The sequence below is a fragment of the Klebsiella sp. B345 genome (genome assembly GCF_051131735.1).
Lineage (GTDB): Bacteria > Pseudomonadota > Gammaproteobacteria > Enterobacterales > Enterobacteriaceae > Klebsiella.
Map to the genome: position 1 here is coordinate 107,087 of NZ_CP180444.1, position 22,432 is coordinate 129,518.

Consider the following 22,432-nt stretch of genomic DNA (forward strand, 5'->3'; position numbering starts at 1 on the left):
TCCCCGTATCGTCTGAGAGCCTGTGGTGACTGGGCTGAAGAGGGATCAGTATTGACTGAAGAGTGTAAAATGTTGACTGTAGTATGTGTTATCTAATACTGTGATATGTAAAGCATTCACTGTGGTATGTATTTCCATTGACTGAGGTATGCATTTATACTTTCCCTTGTGGATAACCGTTGGGATCTAAGATGACCAGTGAAAATAATAAGTTACCTCTGAATCTGCAGGAGGTTGATAAGACAACCGGTGAAGTTGTTAAGCTGGATGTCAACAGTACCAGCACGGTTCAGCCTGTGGCGCTCATGAGACTCGGTCTCTTCGTTCCTACGCTTAAATCGACAGCAAGGAGTAAGACGAACCGTAAAAACGTCACAGATGCCACTGAGGAGCTTGTACAGCTGTCCATCGCAAAGAGCGAAGGTTACAACGATGTCAGGATCACCGGATCGCGTCTGGATATGGATACCGACTTCAAAGTCTGGCTGGGGATCATCCGTTCCATGTCCGAGTATGGCGTAAAAAAAGACACGCTGGAATTGTCTTTTGTAGAGTTCGTTAAGATGTGCGGCTTTGACACACGTCGTTCAAACAAGAAAATGCGCGACCGTATCAGTAATTCTTTGTTTAAACTGGCCTCCGTTACACTGAAATTCCAGAGTGAAACGAAGGGCTGGACAACCCACCTGGTACAATCGGCTTTCTATGACATCACCGAGGATCGCATTGAGATCAAGGCCGAACCGAAACTCTTTGAGCTATACCATATGGACAGGCGTGTACTGCTTCGTCTGAAGGCTATTGACGCACTCCAGCGGAAAGAGTCTGCTCAGGCCTTGTATACCTACATTGAGAGCCTGCCACAGAACCCGGCGCCGATTTCGATGAAGCGTATGAGGGACAGGCTTAATCTTACCTCCAACGTCTACACGCAAAACCATACCGTCCGTAAAGCCATGGAGCAGTTGCGGGACATCGGGTACCTGGACTACACCGAATTTAAGCGTGGCCGGTCAACTTACTTTAGCGTGCACTATCGTAATCCTAAGCTCATCAGCAATACCAAAACGCCCCGGAATGACGAAGATGAAAAAGCGACCGAGCAGAATTATGACGAAGTCATTAATGCATTGAAATCTGCCGGGATTGACCCCCAAAAACTGGCTGAAGCACTCGCAAACATGAAGCAGTAAACTTGACTGCGGTATGTGAATGTTTACTGAGGTGCGCGCTTTTTCCCCTTATTGACTGCGATATGCATCACGCATACTACAGTCAATATTCTCCGTTCTTCTCTTATGACTTCCCCCCATTAAATTGACTGTGGTATGTGATAATTATCTGCAGCATGCAAATATTGACTGCGGTATGCATGCTGGTGTGTAAGCTTTCGGGGGTTATTGACTGCGGTATGAATACCAGCATACCGCAGTCAATTTTTATGGCCGTTGCTGAACTCAGACTCTGTCTCAGAGTGGAGTGGGCATAGTCCCGGGTTGACTCAGGGCAAGACACACATGTGGTGAATAGAAAGGTGTAGTGATGCGGAAGTCGCATCCTGCGCGGCTGAGCTGTTGAAAGTGACGCTGTCACCAGCATTCTCAGTGACTTAGCACTGGATTTGAAAGTGCGGGCGCAGGGTACGCTTTTCGGCGATCGGTATGGCCTGAGTATCAGGAACACATGGAACTACATACCGCAGACAAGATCTACGAAACAGGTTATGACGGGCATCCGGGTTGTGTCTACATCCTGGCATCTGCATACGACAGTGCATTTCTGAGGTGACGGAAAGGAGGGAGTATCAGTCTGAGTATTGATGATGAGCTTAATGTCCCCCCATATGCAGCGCGGTAGAAAAAGACTTAACACCTTCATATGTGCTTCGCGTCATACCTGATTTGTTTGCTCATGATGAGCATTTACCTGCCAGACAAACGATGAGCAGCGAAGAGGCTAGGCTGATGGAGAACGGCTTCACAAGACAGTTCCCGTTCGGGTCATCTTTGATGACGTATCCGCAAGAGTCTGATGTACGCGAAATAAAGGCATGATGCAGCCCCGGCTACGATAAAGAAGCCCCTCAAAAAGATACTGGCTGACACCCTGAATCTCTTTGTTCTTAAAAGAAAAAATCATGTGGGATACTGTGCCGGCAAAAATAAGACTCAGCTCACTCGCCTGTAAGGTACATGACTAAAGGTCGTTGCCTTCGTGGTTTCGCCCTGAAACAGAGAACACTCAGAGGTGTCATATCCTCTTGATCCGGAAGGGGCCTGTCGACAGCAACCCCTGATAAAACGGACTGACGCGCAGGGAACCTCCGGATCATGACTGTGGTATGCAACCGACGACAATATTGACTGCAGTATGCAAATCACCGTTTCTGCACACGGCAAAGGAACATCTGCGCCAGCGGATATCCCGTTATCGCTCCGGAGCCGGCTTATTTTCCGGAGGTAATGCGCGAAGGATCTCCGCCGCATCACGACCATCACCGGTGAAAGGTACTGCCAGTGTTGCCGCCAGTTCGAGTGCAAACACCCGGGTATACACTTCCATTGAGCGCGGATCCTTATGACCGACCAGTGCCTGAATAACCTTCTTCGGCTGGCGATGATAGAGCATGTGCATGATGTAGCTGTGCCTGAACGTATGTGGCGTCACCGGTATTGAAAAATACACCCCGTCAGCTTCCGCCCGTTTTACCGCCTGCTTCAGCCAGTTGCGCATGGTCTCATCGGTGACGGCCCACAACGGCTCCCGCCGGCGGGGACGGGTGGTCACCATCCAGCTCTCCATCTGACGGACAAAATCTCTGTCGGTCAGCGGGACCAGGCGAACCTCATCTTTGGGCGGGCGCCCGCGCCGGGCACGTACCTTTTCGGACAGCACCCGCACGAACGGCCGCAGTCCGTCAAAATCAAAGGATTCCGGGGTAAGCATCCTGGCCTCACCGATCCTGATGCCGGTGTTCCACATGGCGGCAAACAACATGTGGTGACGCTGATCGGGCATATAAAAGAGGAGGGCGCTCACTTCGGGGGCCAGCAGGTAGGCCGGCGTGACCCCGGTGGAGGTGGCCATCCGGCGAAGTGCGACCGCGGTCCCAAAGTCGACACCTGGCGCAATCGGTAATAATGAAACGCGTTCTGGTGAATTCTGCAGGGGAATGAGGTTGTTCATCTGTTATTTTTCACGTAGCGCACGCACTGTGTATGGATACAGGTATTCTGGCCTGAAATGCCGGATCCTGCCATGAGAATAAATCGCAGCGCGCGGATCCTTTTGTTGTCTTATCCGGCATTATTGCGGGTAAAACCAAATACGTAAAGGATCCTTTTACCGTTCAGATCCGTGCTGAAGCCAGGCATGACGTGGCCTGCAGGCACTTTCGTCGTTTTTGGGAGAAATGGGGTAATGCCAGGGTAACAGATAGAGGCCTGCAGACTTACAGGTGAGGATGCGCTACACGAAATTCGACCTGGTACACCCCTGTAACCCTGCCGGATTTCACGTAGCGCGATCTGGTGGACATCTGCACCCGTCCGTCAGGATAACGATGGGGCCCTAGTCGGATAAGAATAAAAATAATGGCACGATTTTGATTAAAACAAAGAGAAATTTTTAGTTTTAAAAATATCTCGCATATGATTGAAGCTAATGATATTTATTCATTGATTAGAATCTACCAGATATTGTGAGATTATTCAAATATAGGAAATTATAATTTGATAACAGGGGTTTTATTGTTAAAATACGCATAAAAACTGAAGGTCATAGTCATGGGCAAGCGACAAAACTTACGATATAGCCTGACAGCTGTACTCTCTGAACAGTTAAAACCAATTACGGCTGCTAATTTGGCAAAGAAACTGGATGTTTCTCTACGGACAGTCAAATACTGTGTGTCAGATATTAATGATCTGGCTGGGGAGAAAATAATCCACTCAGATAAAAATGGTTATTCCATTGTTAAAAATTCAACTGTGAAGGAAAAGTTTCGGTCAGCTAAGACGATTACCAGTGAGAATGAGCGATATTATCGTCTTATCAAAGAAGTTATTTTAGAACAGCGAAAAATATCAATAATACAGTTAGCTGATATTATGATGGTAAGTGAATCGTTGGCGAGAAAAACGATAAGAGAAATGAATTCGCGTGCAGCTGAATTTGATGTCCGCTTCTATGTGTCTGATGGCGTGATTTGTATCTCTGGAAATGAAGTGAAAATAAGAAAGTTGGTTTCAACTATCATTTTCGAAGAAACAAGCCAGAAGTTTTCTCTACGAGAATCTCTTGAGGATATTTTTGAAGAAATTAGCTTAATTAAAGTTAAGGATATAATCAAACAGTTTACTAATAAAAACAATCATCGTTATAACGACTATTCAATATACAATTTAACAGTACATGTTCTAATCATAATTGAACGAGTCAGGAATGGTTGTTTTTTACCTGGGGCTAATACTTCAGAATCAGATTTTAAAAAGTACGGTAGTTTTATTGAAAAAATAGAACATGAGTTGACAATAATTTTCCCCGAACCAGAAAAGAAAACCATATATCTACTTCTGGATGCTTATTTTGGTGTTCTTAATCAGAGGGATATAAATGATGAGCAAATTGCAGAAAACTCTGAGTGGTTTGATTTAGCGAATGATTTGGCCGAGCGGACAGAAAGTCATTTCATGATTTCACTGAGGTCTGATACTTTTATTTCTTTATTTTCTGCACATCTTAAATCATTAAGCCATAGAATAAATGAAAACAGAAAGCAATACAATACAATGAAAATAGACCTTAGAAATAACTGTAAAGTTATTTTTGATATTTCGATTTACATTGCATTCCAGTTAGCGTCTGTCAAAGGATGGATTTTAAATGAAGACGAGGTTTCATTTATCGCACTTCATATAGGTTCTGAACTTGAAAGGCAAAGAGAGCGCGATAAAGAATCATCAGAAAAGTTAAGTTGCGCTATCTTTTGTCCAAAATATAATGAATTATCACAGCAGGTTGAATCACAGTTAGTGCGAGACTTTGCTAAAAGAATTAATGTTGTTATAAATACTTCTGAGTTGAATGTGTTAAATAAAAACCATTATGATCTGGTTATAACGACAGAGATAATTGAACTTGTACATCCTTGTGAATTGATTAAAATACCTCCTTTTGGCATTGAAAAATATAGCTTACATATTGCACAAAAATAACGCAGATTGAATATGAAAAGAAAAAAGATTTTTAAAAGATAATATAGACATTTTTTTAGTGAAAGATTGTTCATTGCAGACGAAGAATGCTCGAACTCCAAAGAAGCAATAATCCGCCTGGCAAATAGCATGCTCAGCAACGGAATTGTTAATGAAAATTTTTTACCTGCAGTATTTGCTCGAGAAAATGCATCTTCGACAGCATTTGGAATTGTTGCTTTACCACATTCAATTCATATGGATGCGGCAAAAACTGCAGTGGCCATGATGGTTAATCCATTGGGAGTTGACTGGAACGAACATAATGATGTAAAAATAGTTATTATGATTGCTATTAATGAGTATGAAAGAGAGTTATATCAAGATTTCTACAATGCCCTCGTGGAACTCTTTTCTGATGAAAAAATACTTAACAGCATAAGCAAGATTAAAAATATAAATGAATTTTTTGACATCGTATCAAATGAATATTGAGCTGGCATATGGTAACATATTGGTAATGACACACTATACGTTAGTTGTAATCAACCAGCCCAATAATCTAGGGTTTACTAGTGTTTCTGAGAATAATATGATTAGAATAAATATTTAAAACGTAAACGTGCACCATAACGATCCTGTGATGAATCAGATGCCTCTGATTTTGAATTCAGCCATGATACATATGCCCCAAGATAGATATTGAAGTTTGGCATGTCCATAATATCTGGAATTTTCCAGGATGTGTGAATAGTATGAATGTCATAACGACCGGGAGATAAAAGAGCGCAGTTGCTATCACAGGAATCACTAATGGCTGATGAATCAAACTGCTCAATATTATTATGGGCATAGATATAACCTAGTTCTATATTTCTCCATAAACCATTAACTCCTACACTAAAATCTTTTTCGCTAACTGCATCCATATATGCGGTGCTGAAATTTATGGTCATCCCATTATCTGGATCTTGTTTTAACGTATCCCAGTTCATCGTCAACCCATAACCCGTACGCTGTGACTGGTCAACCCAGGTACCTGAATTATTTGTTGAGCCATAAGCATTTCTGACTAAGTTTTTTTCCATACCAACCGCAAAATTATAATTTCCATATTTCCAGGAAATAACAGGGCGAGTGTATATAACATTTTTCTGGTTATCCAGAGTCCTTCCATGATAACTGGAGTCTACAAACAAGGAGCTTCCATCTTCTACAAGAGTGTTCAACTCAAAATACCAGTTATCAATCTGCTTGCTTAAGAGAAAATTTCCGCCATCACTACTACGTCCCCGTCCTTCTTTCATCATATAAATATATCCATACCCATCACTATAAAGGTCGTTCGCAGTATTACCGGAGTATTCGACGAAAGTGTCTTGATTTAGTGGGAACATATCATAGGCTTCAAATCGCCCAACTTTAATCTTCCAGTCATCTTTTTGGCCAAAGTAAAAAACAGCATCGTCTAAGTTTACATCACCAGTCATGTCCGCTAAAGGCTGAACACTGAATCCTGAAAAATGGCCATTGTTACCAGTATAGCTACCATCAAATCCTAATAAAATACGTCCGTTGATATCCCAGCGTTCTTTTTCTCCTGGGGCCCATTCCTTATTTAAACTGGTTCTTACTGACGTCAAACTACCAGTTCGGCTGGCTGTATCCATATTAAATTCCACATCGCCATAAAATTTTATATCTGTGAGCCCTGTTAGCTGTAATTCCTTTGTCAGTAATGATTTTTTATCCGCCGTGGTGTCCGTAGCCTGCATTGGTTTTACTGACTGAGTTGTTTTATCTGCTTCTTTATTTTCTGCATCAGTTACCCTTTGTTCTAGAAGGGATAGTCTCTCTTCTATATTGTGTGAAGTTTCTGCATAAATATGAAAAGGATATAAACAAAAGATAATTCCTACAAAGTGATTTTTTTTCATCTGCAATGCCCTTATTAGATCAATTATTTTTATATCAGATAAACACAATGGTAATGTTTCTGTTATGCGATATATATATCCTCACGGATATCGTGCAAATAAACCAGAGGTATATAAATAACAAGGCCAGTGTTGTTTGTGTTATAGGATGTATTTATAGCTAAGCATACATTTACTATCCTTTTTTAGATGGTGATGATGTATAATATTTATATCTGCTGGATATTATTTGTGATTTTTATGGCGGGCTGGGTTGTCTGTTATTTATCTCCTGTGTTATGTTTTTTATAAAAATGGAAGTTGAATATCTACTTAAGTAAATAATAAGATTTTAAAGAGAATTTTGTGGTCTGAGTGAAATCTAAATAAAATATAAGTGAATAATAGATTTAGTTAGTGAGGTTTAAGCTCTCCAAAAAATGGAGAGCTTGCAGTTAAAACTAGCGCTAAGATATCATATTATTCTTTGATTTTTGTAATAATATCTGCTAATTCGTCTGCGACATACTCCGCATCATTACCTTCTACTTTTATGATTACCTCATTATTTTGTTTTACTCCAAGGAGCATTATCTTAAACATGTTTTTAGCATTTGCTTCTTTACCATCATGATGCAAGATAATAATTTGCTCGTGTTTTTTTGCATATTGGCAAATTATTGCACATGGCCTGGAGTGTAATCCGGCTGGTGCGTTAACCATCGCTTTTTTTTCAATCATTATTCTTGTGCTCGATATTAATATTACCGTTAGAAGAAATCACCTCTTTATACCAATAAAAAGATTTTTTCTTATGCCTGGATAAATCCATGAGGTTATCATCAGTCCTGTTAACATAGACTAATCCATAGCGTTTGCTATAGCCATTACTTGTTGAGAGAACATCAATAAATGACCAGGGATTATAAGATATAACATTTGCCCCCAAATCTATCGCATTTTTTATTGCCTGCAGATGATTTGCTATATATTCGATCCTGTAGTCATCTCTTATGCTACCATCCTCCTCTAATTTATCATATCCAGCGATGCCATTTTCAGTAATCATAAGAGGGACCTCATAACGAGTATGAAGGTCTCTAAGGATATATTCAAGCCCCAAAGGATCAATGGCCCAATCCCATTCTGTTGTATCTAAAAGCGGGTTTTTGCACATTTCATAAAAACCTGGTAAGTTTTCATATTGTTTCATGTTTCCTTTCGTTCCGGTTTTATTAACACCGGAATCAACCTTAGGTACATTTGGTGGACAGTGCTTCGCCGTAGAACTGTAATAGTAATTTACAGCCAAAAGGTCAGAGAATCCTTCCTGTATGATATCTTCATCACCTTCTAAAATATCCGGAGCCATTCCAAGAGATTTCAGTATTGCTAAAGATGTATCATTGTATTTACCTTTAAGATAAACATCAGTGTAGAAGGTATTGCGTATAAGATTAGCATTTAACGCTGCCAGATTGTCTTCAGCAGTGCTGGTTAGTGGATATACTGGTGAATATCCTAAAGCTGCACCGACCTTTCCATCCGGAATAAAATCATGTACAGCCTTACATGCATATGCATGTGCCAAATTCATATGATGGTTGATCTGATATCTCAACTGTTGGTTATTCTGCATCTCTTGAGGAATAAAGTTTTTGCTTGTCCAGTATTCTACAATAATGCTTTGTTCATTAATTGTTAGCCAGTACTTTATTTTCTCAGCGAAACTTTTAATGAGGTATTCAGCATAGTTTTTAAAATCTTCAACACTCTTTCTATCGACCCATCCATTATATTTATCCACTAAAGCCATTGGCATGTCATAGTGATATAAAGTAGCAATAGGAGTGATATTGTTGGCGATTAACTCATCCACAAGGTTATGGTAAAAAAGAATGCCTTCTTCATTAACCTTACCACTTCCTTCCGGGAAAATACGGGCCCAGCTAAAAGAAAAACGATAGGAAGTCAATCCTAGTTCTTTCATTAGAGCTACATCTTCTTGATACCTGTGATAGTGATCGCTTGCTACTGCTGCTTTATTGAGACCATTTACCGTGTTGAGAATGTCCTGTTGAGATGCAAGCTTACCATTAGATTCAGCAGCCCCCTCAACCTGATAGGCGCTAGTTGACGCTCCCCAAAGGAAATGCTCAGGAAATGATGTTGAATTTGACATAATTTACCCTTCGATTATTCATGATCTAATTTAATTAATTTGTATAGCTCGCTAATTTCACGGTGGAGATTAATTTCACTTTTGATAGTCATTAGAGTATCCTGTGCATGTATGAATAATAAACTCAGTTGAATGCTTTCATTTTCAAAAGAATTTTGAATGACTTCCGTCTGATATTGATGCGCTTTAGTAATAAGTCTTTTGGATAATATGAATTTCTCTTCAGCATCAATGAATTTTTTGTTCTTAGACAGAGCTAAAGCCTCTTCAGATGCCGTCCGCGCATTACCCGCCTCGACAATGATTTGCATGGCAACTTCTGTCATGTAATCGTTTGTTTCTCTCATAATACAATTCACCATAGATATTTTTTGTAATGAGGGGTACTACCGTGTTTTCTCATATGCTTTGAAGAATGGAAACCACGTCAACAAGTACAGGGTAAATAACAATGCATAACAAATCAGAGCTCTGAAATCTCCAGTTACGAGAACACTACCAAATGGCGGAGGGATTTGCCCAACCTGAATAATTTTGGCTGGAACATCCATCCATTCGAATTTCATAAAGGCCCAAACAACAACAGGACCTGTGATGGCATTAATCCACAGTGGGATCATCAGCATAGGATTAAAGATAACAGGACCGCCATACATTAATGGTTCATTGATGTTGAACAACGATGGGCCAATGCATACATATCCCAGTGATTTCAGATCCTTCTTCTTTGATAGCATCATTAATATATTCAATGCTAATGTACAACCAACACCTCCCATTGTGATTAAACCCGCAGTATAAAATATTTCAAACGTGACAAAATGGTCAGGAGTCAGGCCTGCTGCTGCTTGCTGAATATTACCATTTATTCCTGCCATAAATACAGGGATCTGGATGGCCTGAAAAGTCCAGGTTGAAATTCCCATTGAATAAAAAAATGCGGGAATTAGCGACAATAATATAAATCCAGGCAATGTTTGTCCGAAACTAATCAACGGGGAAAAAATCAATACAATTACATTAAATATATCAATGTTTAACTTAAACACAGCCAGTGTCGCAATTCCCAATAAAACACCAATTGGAACAATATTATCTATCCACTTATTAATGAAGTCAGGCATTGTAGACTTGCTGGTAAGTCCAAGTTTATTGTAGTTGCTAAATACCAACGCAACTATAACGCCAGTGATGATGCCAATCAAAATGCCTGTTGGTCCTAATCTTTCAAAATTGACGCTATATAATCCATTGCTGATGTTTGGATTGCAAAAAACAAGAAATACGCAAATAGAAGTCAAGCCTGCATTGACAGTATATTGTGGTAATCTTAATTTTTCCATTATCTGGTTGGCAATGAAAAATGCTGTAATAATCCCGAGCATGCCAAAGCTGAAACTTGCGATAATTCCTAAATCTGGTAGCGATAAGAAATGAGACCTTATCGCTTGATAGAAGTAAATGATAGAGCCTGTAAGGATAAACGGGATGTTCTTTTGCATTGCACTGGATAGGGCTGCTAGCCAGGGATTCGCAAACACCTTTTTCATTTTTGGCGCAAATGATTCAGAAAGCCATGTAATAAGTTTTTGCATCACTATACCTTGATGATAGTTTTACTTATTTGAATTGAAAGTAATTAAAGCATGATTAACTAAAGCTTTTCCATCCATGGCTCCATAGATCTCAGCATCAATAATATTTACGATATAATTAAAATTGACTGATTTTTCCCTGGTATTCATTTAAAAGTGAAGAATAATGAGGTCCAAAGTAGAGCAGGTCGATATATGGAAGGTATTCATCTACCTCACTTTCACTCCGAGCTTCGAATGAAATATCTGCATTAATTTCACGTGCGGCTTTTTTGCTTTCGACGCAAGTAATCCGCTAGAAATTCCTGCACCACAACACAACAGAACTTTAATCATTTTAACCTCACATTTATTTGATTTGTTAGCATCTAATCATGTCTGAAATATAAATCAAGACACTTTTTTGCCCCCTTAGGGGCAATTTCTTGCAGATACCATTAAGAGAATCGACGTTTACTGAGTCAACAGGTCTCTGGACCGGCTTGTAAAACGGCTATCACGACTCACAGCATTTCCTTATGGTTAGAGGAAGATATAGATTGCTGAGTAAGACTGATTTGTATTATGTGATACGGATCAAATTCTATTCTTAGTACCAATCTACTCTATTTCCTGATTTACATCCATCTATAGACATAATAATGACCATCCTTTATTACGTGAATGATGCTACAACGCCATTTGTTCCTAAAGAAATAACGCGAGAGTAACTCAGAACAAGGTTGTTTACTGATAAAATGGTAATCAACATTATTTGTATGGTAATAGCAGCTATGGGGAGGAGGGGGACTACTATTGTAGAAAGACAACATTTGCTAGCGGTAGATCAGGCATCTGGTGATGGGTTCGTGGTGAGAAAGTGCGGCCTGATGAATGATTATGCAGGTATGTACTATACCTGCAGGTTGCTTGGTTTGTATCTTTTGGTGTGTTACGTTGACGCTTTACATCGGCATTTGTGCTGATCATAGGTAGAGAGACTTAACGTGTTTCAGTCAAGTTGTTACTCACAATATCCTAATGACACCCTCAACCTAAATGGTATTGTGAGTAGACCATTTAGCACAGTTCAATTAGTTTATTCTTAATATCACTTTAACTGCGCAGTTCTTTTGTATGTGCTTCCTTCCATTCTATAAAAATGTTTTGTAAACCTTGATGATAGGTTGTGACAGCGAAGTCAGGGAAGCGACGTTTAAATTTTGTTGATTCAAATAAATTACTTTGCTCATAGCGGGTAAGTAACTCACACATTTCTCGTGCATCCTTTGAAAAAAGTCCAGCCATCGTCAGAATTACTTTACTAATTACAGAGTATTCCGCGCCAAGACCGAATACTTCGCAGGCAAGAGATACGAATTGCTTATAGGTGAGCCTGTTGTCGTCACAGGGTAAATGCCATGTCTGGCCAAATACATCCTGTGCATTACCAAGAGACGCAAGAGCACGACTAGCGTCTGGCGTCCAGATTAGAGTCCGCAAAGTAGAATCACTGACCGGAATACGTGGTTTTTTTTTTGTCTTCAATTGGTCAATAATCAGTGAGTTGGTGTAGCTTTGTGTTTTACCAGGTCCATAAAATTCAGGTGCACGCCCTATGACAACCGGCATTTCATTACGTTTCATTTCCTCCAGCACCATGCGTGCCATCAAGGCTCGAACTTTACCTTTACGCCCTTTTGGGGCGAAGTGTGTCTCCTCGGTCTGTGGGTTTCCATTCTGTGGATACATATAGGTGTTGTCGAAGTAGACAAAATGGGCTCCAGTTTTACGGCTGGCATCGAGTGCATTTTTCAGCATCGTTGGGAAATCTCTTTCCCACAATGCTGAGTTAGCTGGTAATCCAGCAGTAAAGTAGACTACCTGGCTACCCTTAACAGCATCCTGAGTTTGCAAAGTATCCAGCAAATCTGCTTTGACTATCGTATCGCTGTCATTAATTTTATGCGGATTACGGCTTACTAACCTCAGATCGTCTGTGTAAACCTGCTTCAACTCCCGTGCAAGTTCATGTGCAATCTGACCGCTGGCACCCAAAATCGTTTGCATTTAACTTCCTGTTTTTTATCGATGAATTAGTAATGTTTTTATTCTCATTGAGAATGGCAGATAGGTATTTTGGGGTTAGCTGGATAATGTTAAACCCATTGCAATGTAAACGTATACCTATTTTAATGTCATTATTTTACATTGTCTGCTCAAAAACCATCTTCAATTTTGTATCTACTTATTCCCATTCATACAAGTTAGAATTTTACCCTAATGCAGGCTGAACCAGCAAAGTCAATACATCATATCACTGTATAATGAAACCACGAGACGTCAGCAAAATATAAGTAAAAAATACAACGGTAACTCACCTGCCCATATCGATCACTAAGTTTGCCGAGTGACTTCGTGAGCAGCATATTGCAATATGTTGTTGCTTCGCATTCTTATCCGCTTCAGATTGAACGGTGTCCCTGTGGTCAACAATCCCTTCAACTACGGGCGTTAGACAGGCACCACAAATCCCCATTTCACATGATAGTGGTACAGCTACACCGTGTTGCTGCAATACCTGGGCAATGGTTCTATCGACAGGTACTGGCCAGCATTCTCCTGTGGAGGACAGTGTGATAGTAAAAGTATCGTCATTTTCTGATATACAGGCTGGTGTGTTGAGTTGGAAAGCTTCACTATGGAGTTGGCTAGTGTCCCACCCAACTTCTAGTGCGCTTTCATGGACCTGCGCCATGAACCCTTTAGGCCCACAATAATAGATCTGACCTCCGGGGCGTGGTAAACCAATGTCTCGAGAAAGCCTGATACGTGGGCTACTACCGTCGTTAGAATTATGCACATGAAATTCGTCTGCTGACAGTTGCTGTGAAAGCTCTGATATAAAGGCTGCACTTTCGGTTCGTTTTACATAGTAGTGCAATGTGAAAGGGGTTGCCGATTTTGCCAGCGACAGCGCCATTGCATACAGTGGAGTGATACCAATTCCTGCCGCAAGAAGAAGCACATGAGAGTTTTCCTGCAGCTTAAACAGATTTCGTGGAGAAGAGATCATCAAACGCTGGCCTGGACGAAGTTCATCATGGATATATTGCGATCCGCCTCGCGATGCTACCTCGCGTGATACGCAGAGAAGATAATGGTTTGTATCTTCACAACTTCCGGTTAGAGAATACTGTCGAATAAGACCGCCGGGTAAATGCACGTCAATATGTGCTCCCGGTTGCCAGAGCGGCAGTGGTTTCTTTTCGGCACTTACCAGTTTGACCGCAATATTTCGGTCACCCTGTAGCCAGAGACCGTCAACTATCATCGTTAAAATGTCGCTCATTACTACCTCAACTCAGACCAGGAAGAAATCACCAAAGCCCATCTTTTTTAAACTGCGACGATAGGCAATAGAACTGCGGTCTGCGGGAATATGAGCTTCCAGAGTCAGGTCTAGCGGCAATTTTTCTGGACGTTGGGTCTCCACCATCAAACGATCTTCTTCAAAAACCCGCAAGTTGAAGGCATGAACTTCTTCTACAGGTACGTGCAGGTCAAAATTTCTCACTATGGGCGCGAACATTCGTGTCACCCGTGATGAAACAGGTGAAGCCGCATTCATAATCACCAGTCGCTCTTCGGCAGGAAAATGAATAGTCAGAGTTGCTGTAAAGGGAAGGTGCATTTCAAAATGTCGTAACCATTTAAATCCTGGTGGTGCCTCGACATCGGATCCGGTTGGATAATTGCTCACCGAGCTCCAGTAATCGGCGATAAAACCAAACGGTGTCTCCTGGGGAGTATAGTCGGGAACCTGCTGATTATTTGGGTCTGCGAAGGTGTCTGTATGGATCCACGCAAAGTGGGCTACATCCAGAAATCCCTCCACCTGACGTCCAGCAAAGCCTTTTACTTCAAAAGCCGGGCAGTTAATCTGCTGAAAACCCTCGTCATCCCAGTTCGGCATTGTCGGTAGTGGCTGAGGGTTATCCGGATCATATGCGATGCAAGTCCAAATCAGTCCATAGCGCTCTTTTACGGCGTAACTGGTGAGGTTCAGTTTGGCTGGTACCTGTTGGTCCGGACTGGAGGGAATACGGTTACAGCGGCCATCTTCACCAAAACGCAGACCGTGATAAGGACAGACAATACCCTCTTCGTCATGAAAACCAAGTGTTAGCGGTACACCTCGGTGCGGACATACATCGCTTGCGACGACTACCTGACCCTTGATGCGATAAATAACTAACTGTTCGTCCAGCAAAGTCGCTTTGACCGGAGCTGCACCGATATCACTGGCGCGAGCTACCGGATGCCAGCAACGGGCCAGTCTCAGCCAGTCGTCCGGTTCAAAAGTACAATGTGCGGGAGGGGGTGGGGGAGGCTGCTTTCATGCTCTTCCTTTTGATAGCAATATTGTGATTGTTTAATTGTTGTGGCTTTATTGTTGTCATACTAAGGTGTTCACATCCATCGTCATTAATTCAGTATCTTGTTGCAAAAAAGAGTACACAGGTACCATGAGTCCATTTTCCCGTTTCGCGATCTATTTCGTAGCTGTTGCCCGCTGTGGTAGTTTGCGAAGGGCTGCAGAACACTGCACATCTCTGCTTCGGCAATTAATCGTCAGATACTGCAGGCCGAGGAATCTTTTGGCGCGCCGTTGTTTGAACGGCTGTCGGAGGGGTTGCGAATGACCACGGCTGGCGAATTGTGCTGGGAGAGAGAGTTTCGTCAGACTCGATAGAAATTCGATGAGTTGCAGGGGATGAAGCGTGGCAGCGTCAGTATTGGCATGGTACAGGCTCTGGCAGAAGGTGGTTTTTCTACTGCAATGGCGGAGATTATTGGCAACTGGTCCTGGCTGGAACTGGACCTGCATGTGGCGGATAGTCATATCGTAAGCCAGAAAGTTCGTCAGGGTAACCTTGATCTCGGCCTGATACTCGATCCACAGGAACAACCAGGAATCAGCGTACTTGCCTTCGCTGAACTGCAGATTGGAGTGGTGATGCGGCCAGAGCACCCGAAGGCGAGAGCCGAAACACTATCGCTGGGGGATCTAAGTTTGGAACGACACATTATGCCCGGAGCACCTTTAATCGTTCATGAGCGCATTGAGCTGCTGTATCGTCACTATGATTTTTCCCCAGCGAACGGTATCAGGTGTAATGATATTCTGCTGATTAAATCTTTAGTTCTGCGTGGCAGTGGTATTACTGTCCTTAGCCTGCTTGATGTGCTGAATGAGGTTCAGCACGGACTTCTGGTTGTTGTCCCGTTGCGGAGTATGCTATTGCGACCTTTGACTCTGGAACTATGTACTGCACCATCGCGCCAGCTCTCACGCCCGGCGCATATGGCTATTCAGAAACGGAGTGAGGTCATTGAGTCGATGACGACGTCGCCACCTTCGCTTAACCCAAAGGTCCACTGAGAATCGTGTCGCACATACTGTTGATAATGCGTTCCCCGGTCTCCTCTCGTAGGTCCTGATACCAGGCTTCAGTCAGCAACATATCCTTGCCGTGGGTAATATCGCAGCGTTTGCGGGCTTTCAATACGAGGTCACGTACCCTGTCACAGCGTTGAACTTCATACTGGCTCAGGGCAGAGTGGATATCCTTTGTCTGGCGAAAAATGTGACCTAATACAACAGCGTCTTCCATTGCTGCACATCCTCCCTGGCCAATGTCAGGGGTGGTGCTGTGGCCCGCGTCGCCCAGTAACGCAACCTTGCCACGAATCAGACGGTTGAAAGGTTCAATATCATGTATTTCAATTCTGTTAGTGGTATCCGGATTGAGGGCGGCTATAAGTTTCTGAACCGGTGATGCCCATCCATCAAAGTATCGAATGAGATCAGTACGTAAAGTGCTGCGATCTTCAGGTAAGCCGGCCGGAAGTGGGACGTCAAAGAAGAAATAGAAACGCCCATTAGAAACCGGCATCAGGGAGACGCGTTTACCTTCGCCAACAAAAGTAGTCCACTGGTCAGCTGGCGCGATAGTCTCATCAATAGTCACCAGGCCATTCCAGTTAACGTAGCCAGCGTAGCGTCGTTCAGGTGTGTAACCTAATACCCATGGGCGTAGCGCTGAGTGGCTACCGTCAGCGGCAATCAGCAGGTCACCACTGGCAGAGGTACCATCGGTGAATTTCACCGTGATGCCATTTGTATCCTCCGCACAATGGGTCACTCGTTTACCAAATTGTACTGACTCCGGCCCCCAGAAATTCAACATTTCACGCTGTAGCTCCGCTCGGGAAACCGGGCATGGGCGGCTGCCGGTGCGTTCAAATAGCGGCGCGAGGCTGAACTGAGTCATCGTTTCACCACTGCGGAAATCGCGATATGCCATATGGCGTAGTTGTCCTCCATATGTTTCCAAAATTTCACCCATTCCCAAGGATTCCATACATTTCACGCCATTGGGCCATACTGAAATGGCTGCTCCCACAGGCTTGATTTCTTTAACCGCTTCAAAAACTTCACAGCTGATGCCAGCGCGCTTCAGTGCAACTGCCGCACTCAGTCCGCCGATACCGGCACCAATCACAATTGCTTTCATTTCATTTCCTTTACAGATGTAGAGGCTGGGTGATGCAATTTTTGTACCAATTAGCAGGACATGTAAAACGGGGGGCTTATGTGCCAAAAATTGAATTTATTGCACTGTTTTGGTGCTTTTTTGGCTATTGTTTGCGTTTTTTTGAATCAAAAGTTTCTGTTTTTTAGTTTTGGGTTTTAATATTCCAGTTTCTGTCGTTTACTATGCTGGCCCATTTCGTGCTTATATGAGTACACATCTCATGGCTGGAGGACAGGATCATATGGGCAGAAGAGAACAACAGCAGATTACTTTCTGGCCAGGAAATTCAGATCTTACTCTGATCAATTTGTTTATCACGTTAAGACGTCTGGGGTTACTGGGCACTCTTTTTATTTAGTTACAGCCGGGCTGATTAGTAGCGCTTACGCTGAATCAGAGAATGCCAAAAGAGACAATGATCTAAATAACGGTAGAAGGAAGTAATGATGATCGCGTTGAACCGCTTTAACAGAATGGCTGAGGATGAAGCGATGGTGTTGTTGACTCCCTGTGTTGCCGTTCCCGAGTGGAGTACGCCACTGATCTGTCAGAGACCATATGCGAATCGTGCGGATTTATTGCAAGTTGCACGGCAAGCTATGCATAACTGGGGAGAAAAGGAACTGAATCAAGCTCTCTGTGCTCACCCACGTATAGGTGAAAAGCCAACAGAAACACAAGCACATGCTGTACTTTCTAGGCAGGAACAGTCAGGAGTGGATCACTCGGATGATATGCTCTCCCAGGCACTGAAGGAGGGAAATGCACTTTATGAGGAATGCTTTGGCCGGTTGTTTTTAATTCGCGCCAAGCGGCGCAGTGGGGAAGAGATTTTGCAGGCGCTAATGCGCCGGTTGCAGTACAGCAATGCTGAAGATATGCAAGAAGCCTTAGAACAGTTACGTGAGATTACATTACTACGTCTGGAAGGAATGATCAGCGAATGAGTTCATTGAGCACACATATTCTGGATGTCTCAACCGGCATGCCAGCAGAGGGCGTAGAGGTGCGTCTGGAGCGGGAGGGTTATACTTTAAGTATCAAGACGACTAATGATGAGGGCCGCGTCAGTGCATTTACCTGTGAGTTCCTGGGGCCAGGACGCTATAGTTTGACGGCAGAAACGGGGGACTGGTTCGATCGCAATGGGCGTAATAGCGTGTTCATCAGAGCGCAGATTGATTTTTTTATCAGAGGAGTGCCTGAAGAGCATTTGCATCTACCATTTTTAATTGCTCCTGGGGGGTAGTCCACCTATCGCGGGAGTTAATGATAATACTGTAGTAGTCCCGGTAGTGTTGTTCCTATCGAGGCCATATTTTTCTTCAATACTAGAGTGTCTACCACTATTAGGGAAACGTTGAGAGGGGGGGGCCATAAGGAGAAAAACTCCTGTTACTATGTTCTAATTTCAATAACATGATGTAAGCAGTGGCATTAATTTGAATCAAATGAAAATAATGCATTAATATTCTTCGCTAAAAACGCTTCATCTACGGGCATTGAAGTTATCAGCGTCCGAAACCATAAGGGCGCTATAAGCATTTCCATAAGCACCTGAGGTTCGATTAGGGTAGGGTATTTTTCCCCTCTTCGTTCTGCTCTCTTAAAAATTATTTCAGTTTGCTGGAAACGATCTTTCCAAAGATTTGTAATCGTATCTCTAACAACGTCATCTGCGGATGCAAGAGCGGTTACACAGCCCTGAGACAGTTTTAAACCTATGGGGGATGACAGCATAGATACTATAGCTAATAAAAACTGCATGAGATCCTCACGGAGGTTTCCAGTATTTGGTATCTGGATAAGGTCCTCTGCTGTAGAGCTTAGAACATCGGCAATCAACCTGTGGCGGTCAGGCCAGCGGCGATAAACTGTTGACGCATTTACTCCTGCTCGTTGAGCGATATTTCGATGAGTTAAGCCGAAGATCCCCTCATATACAAGTATTTCTTTAGCTGCCTCTAATACTGCTTTACGAACCCTATGGTTCCGTCCACCAGTCCTGATACGAACAGCATCTAGTGGTTTAATCATTTCATTATTTGATTTCACAGATAACTCCTCTTAGTATTAAAGCAACACTTGATGCTTTAAGAGGATCGCATGAAAATTCATTGCTTGCAAACCGGAGATGTTCAGATAAAAAGCCGCCATCAACTCGCTCGTTATGAATCACGGCCTGCCAGGGTTTTCGATGTGCTTAAGGACAAGTACTGGAGCCCTCGTTTACCTATAGGATGCTGGTTGATAGAGCACCAGGACGGTCTGATTCTTGTTGATACAGGAGAGAGTTCTCACGCGAATGATCCTGGTTATCAACCCTGGTGGCACCCATTTATGAAAAAATGTGAGAGGCGCTGGGTCAAACCTGAAGAGGAGGTCAATTCACGGTTGAATGCCTTGGGGTTTAAATCTTCGGATGTTAAGTGGGTCATCATGACACATATGCATGGCGACCATGCCGGTGGAATTCGTCATTTCCCGAACAGCGAATTTATTCTAAGTAAAACAGAAGCAAAAGATGCTTTATCCTGGAAAGGACCTGCTCAAGGTTTCCTGAATATGCACTATCCAAAATGGTTTAAACCAACAACAACAACGCATGATGATGGTCCTTTTGAAACATTTGATCGTAGCATGTCTCTCACCAGTAAGGGGGATGTGGTAATTGTTCCGACACCTGGACATACGCTTGGGCATCAGTCAGTTATCATTGATATGGGGGAGTATTATGTATTGATTGGTGGTGATGCATCCTATCAGGAAAGCTATTTGCTTGCTGGAAAACTGGATGGTGTTGCAGTTGATGGACGATTGCATCATGACTCAACCTGGCGCATGCGAGAGCTTTGCAAACGGAAACCTGTTATTACTCAGTTTGCCCATGATTTCGAAAGTGCGCGTCGTCTTGAAAATAAAATTTTTACTGTCTGCACTTAAAAATTATGTGCCCGGATAGAATGCATCATTCACCGGGCGCTGAGCCTCATAGATACAGGAATACACTTGTAATATTTGAATGAGTTACGATGGATCTGGCCCTGACCCTGAATATGCTCCATTCATAATCAGGAATAACCGGGTAGTGATCCTGACCCCGAATATGCTCCAGTCATAATCAGGAATAACCGGCTTCATATTGGTTGCGTATTCTGGCAACCGGCAGACTTCTCAGCAAATTCGGATGGCGTCATCCAGCCCAGTGCAGAGTGGGGACGCTTCTGGTTATAGTGTATGCGCCAGGCCTCGATTTTGCACCGTGCATCCTCCAGAGACATGAACCAGTTCTCGTTCAGACATTCCTGTCGTAGCCTGCCGTTGAACGACTCCACCGTGGCATTGTCCGTCGGTGTTCCCCGGCGTGAGAAGTCTATATGGATCCCCCGTTCATACACCCATTTGTCCAGCATTTTCCCTGCAAATTCAGAGCCGTTATCGGTTTTCAGCAATTGTGGTAAGGGCCGTCTGAGCGCAATAGTGTTCAGCATCTCTGCGACCTCCGTGGAGCGCAGATTCTGGCCCACGCAGATCCCCAGGCATTCGCGCGTGTACAGATCAATGACCGTCAGCAGGCGCAATCGCCTTCCGTCAAACAGCGCATCGGAGACAAAGTCCATACCCCAGACATGATTCGGATACATCCCCTGAGGCTGGGGCTGTCGCCGCTGGGCCGATTTATTCCGACGCGGACGTTTGAGACGCAGGGACAACCCCTGCTCGCTGTAGAGCCGGTAAATGCGTTTATGATTATCCCGCCAGCCCTCCCGCCTGAGCATGACGTGAACCCTTCGGTAACCATAGTGAACCCGGGTTTCGGTGATCTCCCTGATACGAAGGCGTAGCGCGCTGTCGTCTGCCGCCACAGCACGATACCTGAACGAACTCCGGCTGACCCGCAGAGCAAAGCAGATTTGCCTTTCGCTGGCCCCGTAACGTGCCTGCAGGTCCCGGACCCATTCGCGCAGGCGTACCAGCGTCAGGTCTTTTTTGCCAGCACATCCTGCAGCATCGCCTTGTCGAGGCTCAGATCGGCCACCAGTTTCTTCAGCCGCAGGTTTTCCTCTTCCAGCTGGCGCATGTGCTTCAGTTCTGAGGGCGAAATGCCACCGTATTTCTTGCGCCACGTATAGAACGTGGCATCCGAAATGCCCAGCTTGCGACAGACGTCCGGTACGGACGTACCCAGTTCGGCCTGCTTCAGGGCAAAGACAATCTGCTCTTCGGTAAATCGTGATTTTTTCATCGGCACCACCTCCGTTCAGGGAGTGTAGATCATGCCGGAATTCTGTTTCTGAATGGTGCAGGATTTTGGGTCAGGGTCAGTAGCGGAAAGAGCTGCGGCTGACCTGTAACGCAATACAGACCAGCCTCTCGCTGGCCCCGTAGCGTGCCTGCAGGTCCCGGAACCATTCGTGCAGACGCGCCAGCGTCGGTTCTTTTTTGCCAGCACGTCCTGCAGCATGGCCTTGTCGAGGCTCAGGTCGGCAACCAGCTTCTTCAGCCTGAGATTCTCTTCCTCAGGCTGCCGCATGTGCTTCAGTTCTGAAGGAGAAATTCCGCCCTATTTCTTGCGCCACGTATAGAACGTGGCATCAGAAATACCCAGCTTACGGCAGACCTCAGGCACCGGCGTACCCAGTTCAGCCTGTTTAAGGGCAAAAACAATCTGCTTTTCGGTGAATCGTGCTTTCGCATGGCTCCCCCTCCAGGAACATAAGCAGTATGCCGGAAGAAACCTAAAAGTTAATGGTTCTTTTTACAGCGATACTTACAGGAAAACAGAATAAAATGTAATTACTACCAAAGTAGCCGCCAGAAGGCGGCAGAATATATGGTAAATGAACTGTAGCAGTATATTATAATATGCTCTGTCAGATTTGAAAATATATATAATAAAAATTCAAGGTGGAATTTAATCGTATAAAAATGGTCGAAACTTACAGGTGTGTGTGATGTACTT

17 protein-coding genes and 3 pseudogenes are annotated in these 22,432 nt (G+C 43.5%); 7 read left to right on the forward strand and 13 right to left on the reverse strand.

Annotated elements, in window-relative coordinates; all coding sequences use genetic code 11:
* Positions 1-191 precede the first annotated feature (191 nt).
* Entirely contained in the window at positions 192-1,193 is a 1,002-nt protein-coding gene (locus tag ACMYSO_RS25580) for a RepB family plasmid replication initiator protein (protein WP_434670964.1), read from the forward strand.
* 1,234 nt (positions 1,194-2,427) lie between these two features.
* Here ACMYSO_RS25580 and ACMYSO_RS25585 read toward each other — a convergent pair.
* Entirely contained in the window at positions 2,428-3,186 is a 759-nt protein-coding gene (locus tag ACMYSO_RS25585; RefSeq protein ID WP_418343678.1) for a tyrosine-type recombinase/integrase, read from the reverse strand.
* A gap of 599 nt (positions 3,187-3,785) precedes the next feature.
* Between ACMYSO_RS25585 and ACMYSO_RS25590 the strand changes: the two genes are divergently transcribed.
* A complete protein-coding gene (locus tag ACMYSO_RS25590; protein WP_434670965.1) occupies positions 3,786-5,216 on the forward strand; it encodes a BglG family transcription antiterminator in 1,431 nt (476 codons plus the stop codon).
* Between the two features lie 63 nt (positions 5,217-5,279).
* Positions 5,280-5,690: pseudogene (locus tag ACMYSO_RS25595) on the forward strand (PTS sugar transporter subunit IIA); the annotation flags it as partial.
* Positions 5,691-5,791: 101 nt separating this feature from the next.
* On the opposite strand, the gene ACMYSO_RS25600 reads toward ACMYSO_RS25595, so the two are convergent.
* The 8 genes from ACMYSO_RS25600 to hpxD all read right to left on the reverse strand — a co-directional run bounded on the left by ACMYSO_RS25600 (position 5,792) and on the right by hpxD (position 15,212).
* A complete protein-coding gene (locus ACMYSO_RS25600) occupies positions 5,792-7,132 on the reverse strand; it encodes a carbohydrate porin (protein ID WP_434670966.1) in 1,341 nt (446 codons plus the stop codon).
* Between the two features lie 459 nt (positions 7,133-7,591).
* Positions 7,592-7,852 (reverse strand): HPr family phosphocarrier protein, encoded by a 261-nt coding sequence (locus tag ACMYSO_RS25605; RefSeq protein ID WP_434670967.1) that lies wholly within the window; start codon positions 7,850-7,852, stop codon positions 7,592-7,594.
* Positions 7,845-9,293, reverse strand: coding sequence for a glycoside hydrolase family 1 protein (locus ACMYSO_RS25610; RefSeq protein ID WP_434670968.1), 1,449 nt, complete (start codon positions 9,291-9,293; stop codon positions 7,845-7,847). The genes ACMYSO_RS25605 and ACMYSO_RS25610 overlap by 8 nt, the downstream gene beginning before the upstream one ends.
* A gap of 14 nt (positions 9,294-9,307) precedes the next feature.
* Positions 9,308-9,640: a PTS lactose/cellobiose transporter subunit IIA gene (locus ACMYSO_RS25615; protein ID WP_434670969.1), complete on the reverse strand. Its 333-nt coding sequence runs from the start codon at positions 9,638-9,640 to the stop codon at positions 9,308-9,310.
* A gap of 39 nt (positions 9,641-9,679) precedes the next feature.
* Positions 9,680-10,888, reverse strand: coding sequence for a PTS transporter subunit EIIC (locus ACMYSO_RS25620; protein WP_434670970.1), 1,209 nt, complete (start codon positions 10,886-10,888; stop codon positions 9,680-9,682).
* Positions 10,889-11,983: 1,095 nt separating this feature from the next.
* A complete protein-coding gene (locus ACMYSO_RS25625; RefSeq protein ID WP_434670971.1) occupies positions 11,984-12,937 on the reverse strand; it encodes an NAD-dependent epimerase/dehydratase family protein in 954 nt (317 codons plus the stop codon).
* 307 nt (positions 12,938-13,244) lie between these two features.
* The gene (locus ACMYSO_RS25630) at positions 13,245-14,219 is read right to left on the reverse strand and encodes a PDR/VanB family oxidoreductase (RefSeq protein WP_434670972.1); all 975 of its coding nucleotides are present in this window, start codon (positions 14,217-14,219) and stop codon (positions 13,245-13,247) included.
* A gap of 12 nt (positions 14,220-14,231) precedes the next feature.
* Positions 14,232-15,212 carry a molybdenum cofactor-independent xanthine hydroxylase subunit HpxD gene (gene hpxD / locus ACMYSO_RS25635; protein WP_434671042.1) on the reverse strand — a complete coding sequence of 327 codons (981 nt, stop codon included), beginning with the start codon at positions 15,210-15,212 and terminating at the stop codon, positions 14,232-14,234.
* Positions 15,213-15,396: 184 nt separating this feature from the next.
* Here hpxD and hpxR point away from each other — a divergent pair.
* A pseudogene (hpxR, locus tag ACMYSO_RS25640) lies at positions 15,397-16,313 on the forward strand (LysR family hpxDE operon transcriptional regulator HpxR).
* Here hpxR and hpxO read toward each other — a convergent pair.
* Entirely contained in the window at positions 16,294-17,448 is a 1,155-nt protein-coding gene (hpxO, locus tag ACMYSO_RS25645; protein WP_434670973.1) for an FAD-dependent urate hydroxylase HpxO, read from the reverse strand. The pseudogene hpxR and the gene hpxO overlap by 20 nt on opposite strands.
* A gap of 467 nt (positions 17,449-17,915) precedes the next feature.
* On the opposite strand from hpxO, the gene uraD reads away from it, so the two are divergent.
* Both uraD and ACMYSO_RS25655 read left to right on the forward strand, forming a co-directional pair.
* Positions 17,916-18,416, forward strand: a complete 501-nt coding sequence (gene uraD, locus ACMYSO_RS25650) for a 2-oxo-4-hydroxy-4-carboxy-5-ureidoimidazoline decarboxylase (protein WP_434671043.1) — start codon at positions 17,916-17,918, stop codon at positions 18,414-18,416.
* A complete protein-coding gene (locus ACMYSO_RS25655) occupies positions 18,413-18,718 on the forward strand; it encodes a hydroxyisourate hydrolase (protein WP_434670974.1) in 306 nt (101 codons plus the stop codon). Before uraD ends, ACMYSO_RS25655 begins: the two co-directional genes overlap by 4 nt.
* 188 nt (positions 18,719-18,906) lie before the next feature.
* Here the strand turns inward: ACMYSO_RS25655 and ACMYSO_RS25660 are convergent, their stop codons facing one another.
* Entirely contained in the window at positions 18,907-19,524 is a 618-nt protein-coding gene (locus tag ACMYSO_RS25660) for a TetR/AcrR family transcriptional regulator C-terminal ligand-binding domain-containing protein (RefSeq protein ID WP_434670975.1), read from the reverse strand.
* Positions 19,525-19,575: 51 nt separating this feature from the next.
* Here ACMYSO_RS25660 and ACMYSO_RS25665 point away from each other — a divergent pair, with 51 nt between their 5' ends.
* Complete coding sequence (locus ACMYSO_RS25665; protein ID WP_434670976.1) at positions 19,576-20,412, forward strand: N-acyl homoserine lactonase family protein; 837 nt, start codon at positions 19,576-19,578, stop codon at positions 20,410-20,412.
* 194 nt (positions 20,413-20,606) lie between these two features.
* Here the strand turns inward: ACMYSO_RS25665 and ACMYSO_RS25670 are convergent.
* Together ACMYSO_RS25670 and ACMYSO_RS25675 are read right to left on the reverse strand one after the other, a co-directional pair.
* A protein-coding gene (locus ACMYSO_RS25670; RefSeq protein WP_434670977.1) for an IS3 family transposase occupies positions 20,607-21,715 on the reverse strand; the annotation gives its coding sequence in 2 pieces (ribosomal slippage) (positions 20,607-21,454 and positions 21,454-21,715; 1,110 coding nt in all).
* Positions 21,716-21,907: 192 nt separating this feature from the next.
* Positions 21,908-22,138, reverse strand: a pseudogene (locus ACMYSO_RS25675) (transposase); the annotation flags it as partial.
* Between the last annotated feature and the right edge of the window lie 294 nt (positions 22,139-22,432).

Excerpts from the sequence above, each read along its gene's own strand:
- ACMYSO_RS25580 (WP_434670964.1), top strand. The coding sequence starts at position 192 with ATGACCAGTGAAAATAATAAGTTACCTCTGAATCTGCAGGAGGTTGAT.
- ACMYSO_RS25655 (WP_434670974.1), top strand. The coding sequence starts at position 18,413 with ATGAGTTCATTGAGCACACATATTCTGGATGTCTCAACCGGCATGCCA.
- ACMYSO_RS25585 (WP_418343678.1), bottom strand. The coding sequence starts at position 3,186 with ATGAACAACCTCATTCCCCTGCAGAATTCACCAGAACGCGTTTCATTA.
- ACMYSO_RS25620 (WP_434670970.1), bottom strand. The coding sequence starts at position 10,888 with ATGCAAAAACTTATTACATGGCTTTCTGAATCATTTGCGCCAAAAATG.
- ACMYSO_RS25600 (WP_434670966.1), bottom strand. The coding sequence starts at position 7,132 with ATGAAAAAAAATCACTTTGTAGGAATTATCTTTTGTTTATATCCTTTT.
- ACMYSO_RS25605 (WP_434670967.1), bottom strand. The coding sequence starts at position 7,852 with ATGATTGAAAAAAAAGCGATGGTTAACGCACCAGCCGGATTACACTCC.
- ACMYSO_RS25665 (WP_434670976.1), top strand. The coding sequence starts at position 19,576 with ATGAAAATTCATTGCTTGCAAACCGGAGATGTTCAGATAAAAAGCCGC.
- hpxO (WP_434670973.1), bottom strand. The coding sequence starts at position 17,448 with ATGAAAGCAATTGTGATTGGTGCCGGTATCGGCGGACTGAGTGCGGCA.
- ACMYSO_RS25615 (WP_434670969.1), bottom strand. The coding sequence starts at position 9,640 with ATGAGAGAAACAAACGATTACATGACAGAAGTTGCCATGCAAATCATT.
- uraD (WP_434671043.1), top strand. The coding sequence starts at position 17,916 with ATGATCGCGTTGAACCGCTTTAACAGAATGGCTGAGGATGAAGCGATG.
- ACMYSO_RS25625 (WP_434670971.1), bottom strand. The coding sequence starts at position 12,937 with ATGCAAACGATTTTGGGTGCCAGCGGTCAGATTGCACATGAACTTGCA.
- ACMYSO_RS25610 (WP_434670968.1), bottom strand. The coding sequence starts at position 9,293 with ATGTCAAATTCAACATCATTTCCTGAGCATTTCCTTTGGGGAGCGTCA.
- ACMYSO_RS25590 (WP_434670965.1), top strand. The coding sequence starts at position 3,786 with ATGGGCAAGCGACAAAACTTACGATATAGCCTGACAGCTGTACTCTCT.
- ACMYSO_RS25630 (WP_434670972.1), bottom strand. The coding sequence starts at position 14,219 with ATGAGCGACATTTTAACGATGATAGTTGACGGTCTCTGGCTACAGGGT.